Below are 6,832 nucleotides of genomic sequence, written 5' to 3' on the forward strand. Positions count from 1 at the left end.
TTGCCGTTGGCGATGTGGATGGCGATCGCCATGTCGAGCCGGACGGCCTCGTCGTAGATCGGATAAAAGTACGGGTCGATGATCAGGCGGTTGCCTTCGACCGGACGCATCAACACGGCGCAGGCGCCGTTTTCCCTGGCGAAGCGGATCTGGTCGAGCGCGTCGGTCAAGCTGAGCGTCGGCGCCATGCACGACCAGCGAAGTCGTCCCTTGCCCTTCCGCCAGATATCGGCGACCCAACGGTTCCAGCTTTTGCACAGAGCCACTTCGACTTCGGGCCGGTCCGTGGCTTGTTCGATGAACATGGTGTTGTGCAGCACCTGGACGTCGATGCCGGTGCGGTCCATGTGCTCGAGGCGCAATTCGATGTTCGCCATCTCGCGCGCGTCCTCGGCGTCGGCGAACTTGCGGCCGGCAAGCTGCTCGCGCTTCTCCCGCTCGGCCGGGGAAAGGACGGGAAAGCGAAACCCTCTCACCTTGCCGTCGATGAGCCAGAACTGAAGCTTCACCCCGGCCTCTTCGGGCGCCTCCAGCGGCACGGGCCGGTACTGTTTTTCGGACGGGTCCATGTAGTCCCAGGTGCGGGCGGACTCGACGACGTGAGCGTCCGCGTCGATGACGGGATAAGATGGTTGCATGGCCATTACCTCCTGACCGGCGAACTCGATTTAATCTATTTGGTGCAGGCAAGAGCTGTCAAGGCTGACCGGCGGCCGGGCTCGCGGCTAACGGAGGATGTGAAGCGGGAGGATTTTTCCTCGGGGACTGGCGTGCGGGATTTCGCGCCTGACGTTCATGGTCCCGGCATCGTGCCACAATACGGAGTGCCAGGCGTTTTTCCCCAGGGCGTGCCGGAGAACGGCAACGAGCTTCCCCTCATCCACCGCGCCGATATCCGGATGGACGACGATGGTGATCCTCGTCTGGCCGTTCTCGTCTTCCTCCTCCCGGAGCTGATAGTCTCCGGGACCGCCGCCGAATTCACCGGGCAAAGTTCTTTCCACCAACTCATAAAGATCCGTGTAGTTATAATTGGTTCCTTCGCTGGTAAATTTCTCGAAGCTGCGGATGCGGTGGAGGTGCAAAGTAAGCCCTGCTTTCTCCAACGCGCAGCCGCAGTCTCTGCGATGGAGGACTCCGTAATCGCCGCTCTCCACGTTCAGAAGCAGCCTCGGGGCGCTGGGATGGAGCGTCGTGCAGAGGAGCGGCCGGACGGCTTCGGATGGAAAGCGCCCGTGGGAAATGAGCGCGAGCAGGTACTCGTTGACGTGGATCTCGTCGGTGGCGGCGGGATTGGCGCAGCCAAACCCGATATTCACGCTGCCGCCGTAGGCGTAGCGGCCGGCCCCCCGTGCGCCGACGCGCTCGATGATCTCGCGTTTGGCATCGGTGAGCGGCTCGCCGCTGCAAATAAACTTGGTTCCTTCCAGCGAGGCGCCCATGTCCCATGCGGCGCGGGCGACCCGGGTGGCGTTGCTCGCCGCCGCCGTCACGCAGCACCCCCGCCCCTCGCGCATGCGGGTCACAATCCACTGAACGATGCGCCGAACATCACGAATCGCTATGAATTCGGGCCGGGGAAAGCCCGGCCCGGCGAGCTTGCCCGTGAGCACAATGAGATACGTGGTCAGGTAATGGTGGAGATTTCTGGAGCCCGGCACGACGCGCGCGAACCAACGCTCCGCGGCCACGCCGAGCTTGTTGTAAATCAGCAAATTGTTCACTCCGCCTGCGCCCGGCAGGATGCCGTCGTACATGGCGTGCGAGCGGGAAAAGAGACCGTGAGCGTGAAAGAATAGGCAGGTCACGAGCGCGCGCTCGGCGAGCCAGGCGAGCGATACGAACGTCGGCACGGGTCGATTTCTCGTGCCGCTGCTCTGCGTGGTGAACCCCGGCGACAAGGCGGGCGTGGCAAAATCGGCCGGAGAGACGCGAAAGGATATCTTGCCGCGCGCGACGTCTTGCTTACCCTTGAACTCCTCGGAAGTGAGGTAGACGCCTTCGCCAGCCAGCCGCTCCAAGGTTGCTTCCAGTCCATGCCGGCGCACGTGGGCTTCGATGTCGGAATAGTCGCAGCCCGCGTTTTTAAGCAGCTTGAGGTATGGGCTCGTCGGCTGCCAGTAGATCCTCTCGCGAGCCAGCGCGAGAAAATTTTCCTCTCTATGGGCCAGCGCTCGTTTGATCTCCTCTTCGGCGCGCGGCACGCCGACCCGCCGCTTGAAGAATTCCGGCAGAGAAAGAACGAACTCGCAGGTCTGGCTGATCCGCCGGTAATAGTCGGTTAAGGAACGGCCCTGCATCGGTGAGTTGAAAGCCGGCGCTAAGGTCGGATCAGCGCCTTGGTGGGATAAAGTTCGGGGATCTCGCCGCCCACGGCGCGTATGCAGCGCTCGGTCTCTTCGAGGGTAAAAACGTGGCTGACCATTTCTTGAACCGGGAATTTCGTCGCTTCGAGGAGCCGCATGGTCGCCTCGACGGCGTCGTTGTCGGCGGTGAACGCGCCTTGGAGCCGGATCTCGCTCCAGACGATTTTGTCCATCATCATGGGAGTAACCGTACCGTCTCCGGTGAGGCCCGCGAGGACCATCGTGCCTTGCCGCCGGACGCACTCGACCGAAGTTTGGATCGCCTTCGGATTTCCCGACACGTCCACGACCACGTCGGCCATCGCGCCGCCGGTTTCGGCGCGCACGACCTCGACGACGTTTTCTTTCTCGACGTTGATTGTCCGATGCGCGCCGAAGCGCTCGGCGAGCTGAAGGCGCGCGGCGTCTCTGCCGATTCCCGTGATCATGATCCGCGCCGCGCCGGCCTGGCGCGCGGCGAAGGCGCAGGCGAGCCCCTGCTGGCCGGGTCCCTGGATAAGAACGTAATCGCCCATCTTGACGCCGCCGTGGCGCACGGTCCACTGAAAGCCGTTCGCCATCACGGCGCCGACGAGCACCGCGGCTTCCGGCAAAAGATCGTCGCTCACGCGCGTCGCCAGCACGTCGGGCGCGAGATAAACGTAATCGGCGAAGCCGCCGAAGAGATGCGGCGGCTTGGCCGAGGTCGTCCTGCCGCCGTAGTTCGTGCGCTTCTTGCAAAAGCGTCCCGCGCCGCGCCGGCAATCGGCGCACCGGCCGCAGCCCAGCGCGCCCTTGAGAATAATGCGGTCGCCTTCCTTGAGGCCGTGGATCGAAGCCGCCGCGCGGCCGAGCTTGGCGACGCGGCCGAGAATTTCATGGCCGAGAATGATCGGCAGCGGCAGCTCGATCCTGCCGTGAAAATATTTGACGTCCGAGCCGCAGACTCCGGCCCGCTCCACGGCGATCAACCCGCCGTCCGGCGGGATGTGGGGAACGGGGTATTCGCGGATTTCGATTTTGTCCGGCGCCAGCAATGTCACGCCGCGAGATGTTTCAGCCATAAAAAGCTCTTGGAATAATGGAGTGGTGGAGTATTGGACTGTTGGGCTCGGAATTTTGCATTACTCCATGACTCCATTACTCCAGGGGTTTATTTTTTCAGTCCGTATTCTTTCGTCAGCTTGTCGATGAAGCCGCTCTCGTCCAGTTCCTTGACCAGACTCGAGTCCGCAAAGCGCTCCGGCGGCTCTTTCAGTACCTTCGGGTCTTTTCTGCCGACTTCCTGAATCGGCAGCGCGAAATATTCCTTGGCCGGATACGGCTTCAATGGAAAGTCGTACTCGCGGAAGTTTTCTTCGAGGACGTCGCGGTCGCCGACCTTCATATACTTAGCCAGCACCTTCAGGCTGTACTCTTTATTGGCGAGATAATAGTGAACGCCCTCGATCAGGGCGCGGAGATAGTTGCGGAGGTCGTCGCGATTTTTGCTGAGATTCGATCTACGCGTTACCATGAAAAGACTGGAATAGGGGATCTCGAGCTTGGCCGCATCGATCAAAAGTGGGAATCCCATTTTTCGCGCCTGCAGCGTCAGGGGCGGCGTAAGTATCGCCGCGTCGGCCCTTCCGGTTTCGATGGCGGCGATCCGGTTCGATTGGTTGCCGAACTGCAAGAAAGCGACATCGGTGTCCGGCTTGAGGCCCGCCCGTTCGACCAAATAGCGGCCGGCGAAATCGGCGTTGCTGGCGAAGCGGCTGATGGCGAGACTCTTGATCTGCTTGATGTTGGTGATCCCCTTGCGGCCGAAGATGCGGTTATCCATCGAGTTTCCCAAGCGGGCGATCATGACGAGATCGAGTCCCTGCATGCTGCTGGTCACGACCACCTACGGCGAGAAAGCTCCCACCTGCGCGTCGCCCGAAATCAGCGCGGCGGCCGCGGAGCTGGCCCCCTGGATGAAGATAAGCTGCGCCTGGTTGCCGTACTTCTCGAAAAGCTTTGCTTCCTTCGTAACCCAGAGCGGCGCGAACAGTCCCACTTCGCTCGTCCACACAACGTTCATCTGCGCAGCCGGGAGCAGGCTCGGAAGCAGCGGAAACGCTAAAAGCGAGAGCAAGGTCAACAGAGTGAACTTGTGTTTCATAATTCCGCCTTTCTTTAGCTATGGGTCGGCATCTTTCGCTTCCGGGCGGAGCCTAGCCGATGACGGCTGAAGCTGTCAACTTAGATGAGGTCCGGCCTGGACGGGCGAGCGTGTTGGCGTTGGAATCGGAGGTGTAAGTCTTATAGACAGAAACGACTTCCTGACGGTCGGCAATTTCCCAGAAGGCTTCTGGAAAATCTGCGGGACGCAGTCTTTCCCGCCCCGGAACTCTGCCGGATTTCAGCGGAGCGTTCACCACAATAAGTCAACAGTCAGGCCGACCCCGATCACGATCACCGATCATGAGCCCGATTAGGCCGACTTTTTAGGCATTAGTTCCGAACTGACTCACCAGCCCCGCTAGTGTCATGTTCTCAGCGATCGCGTCGTGTGGAATCAGCGCGTACTTCCATGCCTTGCCGCCGTTTTGTTGGTTGTGGTTGCTGGCAAGCGCGCACCATCGAACCGCCGCATCCTTCTTTGCCAGTACAACACGATCGTTCATTTGATTCCTGGCTTTGGATTCCAACATGTAAGTCGCTTCCGCATTTTCGGCGACGAAGTCAGGCTGATACGACGGTTGCTCGGCACCATCGCGGTAATAGATCTGAAATTGATCCCTTGCAGGCTTGAACCACCTGAGCGAGTCACGATCAAGAATCAATGCTAGGCGACGCTCGGTGTCGGATTGGAACTTCTCCTCGGTGTAGAGACATCGCCTGAAACCATCGAACAGGCATCGGTCAATATGGCTCAAATCTGGCGGCGGCTGATGAAAATCAAGCGGTGGCTCTCCGGCCACTTGTGTATATGATCGCCGTTTGAGTTCAGTGAAGCCTGCGCTGACCTTTGTTTCGTAGTCAGCTTTGTCTTCCCAGAAGTGGTCTTGCATCTGAGCATGAATAAACCGTGCGATGTCGCGTTGATGACAGCGCAGGACCTTCCGAGTTTCTTCTTCCGAGAGATACGTCCGAAAATGTCGTACGGTCTGGGCCGCCAGGTCGTAGAGCAGGTCCGCGTGCTCGTCGTAGGAGATATCGTCGAAATCCACTAAACCGCTGACAACAAAATCTTCCAGGCGCTCTTCGTTGACGCCCCCTGCTCCCAGAGTCAGAATATCTATTTGATTCGTTCGTAAATGCCGGGCCCACAGTTCATCGGAAACGGCTGGGTAGTTTAACGTATCTAGCTTCAACTGAAACGACTTGAACCCTGACTGCACCTTGCTTTTGGGAATTAGCTGGATACGAGGGATTGCGATCATGCGCTCCGACAATTCCGTGGTAGTCTTCGCCACGATTGCCAAAATATTTGGCTTCCGCGTCACACCCTCCAACTCCAATTGGCTCGGCTGATACTGTTCCTCCACCTCCTTGACGATCAGTGACTGGATTTCCGCCTTTCGAAGATAAGCCAACGACGGTACTATCTGCGGTTGCGTCTCTAATTTACGCACCGCCTGATAGACCAGCCGCGCAACCTTCTGCTCTTCGGGATCGGTGAAGAGCGGCGTTTCGTTAACGCCGCCTATGATGGTGCTATTCGTTGCTTGCTCCGGCCGGAGCCCTAGCCTGGTTGCTATTGTTGGTTGCGACACGTAAGTGACGGTTTTATAGCCGACTTGGTCGGCGGCCAGTTCAACCGTTTGCAGACGGACGACGGAGTCGGGTTTGTTGGCTTCGTCGATGATTTCCTGAAACCGATCGTGCGCCACGATATTTAACCGATCGACGGCCACAACGCCGGTACGTCGCCCATACGGCAACCGCAAACCACGTCCAATGGATTGCTCGATCAAAGTCTTGGCGTTGGCCGCCCGCAGCGGAACAATCGTATACAGGTTGGTAACGTCCCATCCTTCTTTGAGCATGTTGACGTGTATAACGATCTCCGTAGGCTCTTCGGCCTGTTCGACCTTCAGCAGGCGCTCGATCATCGCCTCTTCCTCGGCGCCCGTCTTGCTCGAGTCCACCTGGATGACTTTGTCTCTGTAGCGTCCTTCGAAAAAGCTCTGCGACTGAATCAATTGGAGCAATTGTCCGGCATGAGACGTGTCGCGGGCTATTACGAGGAGAAAGGGCTTCACGATCGCCTTGTCGTTCTCACGCGCGTAGGTCTCCAGCTCTACCTTTACCATTTCGTGCAGGCGGACCCCGTCCTCCAGTTTTAGCCGCTCAATTTCCTCGGGCGACATTCCCCGAGGATTGAAATTCTTACGTGTGACCACGGCCGGCTCTTTAACGAAGCCATCCGCCATCGCGTTGGCCAGGCGGTAATAGTAAATGATGTTTCTAAAATCGACCTGCGTTCCCTTGATTTCCACGTATGGCGTCGCCGTCAG

Annotated in this window: 6 protein-coding genes; all 6 read right to left on the reverse strand. The window is 59.0% G+C overall.

Annotated elements, in window-relative coordinates; all coding sequences use genetic code 11:
• Window positions 1–638 (reverse strand): amidohydrolase family protein (locus VGL70_11270; GenBank protein HEY3304102.1); only part of this gene is annotated, 638 nt, incomplete at its 3' end.
• A gap of 87 nt (window positions 639–725) precedes the next feature.
• Window positions 726–2,300, reverse strand: coding sequence for a hypothetical protein (locus VGL70_11275; protein HEY3304103.1), 1,575 nt, complete (start codon window positions 2,298–2,300; stop codon window positions 726–728).
• 20 nt (window positions 2,301–2,320) lie between these two features.
• The gene (locus VGL70_11280; GenBank protein ID HEY3304104.1) at window positions 2,321–3,409 is read right to left on the reverse strand and encodes a zinc-binding dehydrogenase; all 1,089 of its coding nucleotides are present in this window, start codon (window positions 3,407–3,409) and stop codon (window positions 2,321–2,323) included.
• An 89-nt stretch (window positions 3,410–3,498) separates the two neighbouring features.
• A complete protein-coding gene (locus VGL70_11285; GenBank protein HEY3304105.1) occupies window positions 3,499–4,233 on the reverse strand; it encodes an ABC transporter substrate-binding protein in 735 nt (244 codons plus the stop codon).
• On the reverse strand, window positions 4,234–4,491 hold the full coding sequence (locus VGL70_11290; GenBank protein HEY3304106.1) for a hypothetical protein: 258 nt from the start codon (window positions 4,489–4,491) through the stop codon (window positions 4,234–4,236).
• A gap of 325 nt (window positions 4,492–4,816) precedes the next feature.
• Window positions 4,817–6,832: type III restriction endonuclease subunit R (locus tag VGL70_11295; GenBank protein HEY3304107.1), on the reverse strand; the 2,016-nt coding region annotated here is incomplete at its 5' end.

It is taken from the genome of Candidatus Binatia bacterium (assembly GCA_036504975.1).
Classification (GTDB): Bacteria; Desulfobacterota; Binatia; order UBA9968; family UBA9968; genus JAJPJQ01.

Excerpts from the sequence above, each read along its gene's own strand:
- VGL70_11280 (HEY3304104.1), bottom strand. The coding sequence starts at position 3,409 with ATGGCTGAAACATCTCGCGGCGTGACATTGCTGGCGCCGGACAAAATC.
- VGL70_11290 (HEY3304106.1), bottom strand. The coding sequence starts at position 4,491 with ATGAAACACAAGTTCACTCTGTTGACCTTGCTCTCGCTTTTAGCGTTT.
- VGL70_11275 (HEY3304103.1), bottom strand. The coding sequence starts at position 2,300 with ATGCAGGGCCGTTCCTTAACCGACTATTACCGGCGGATCAGCCAGACC.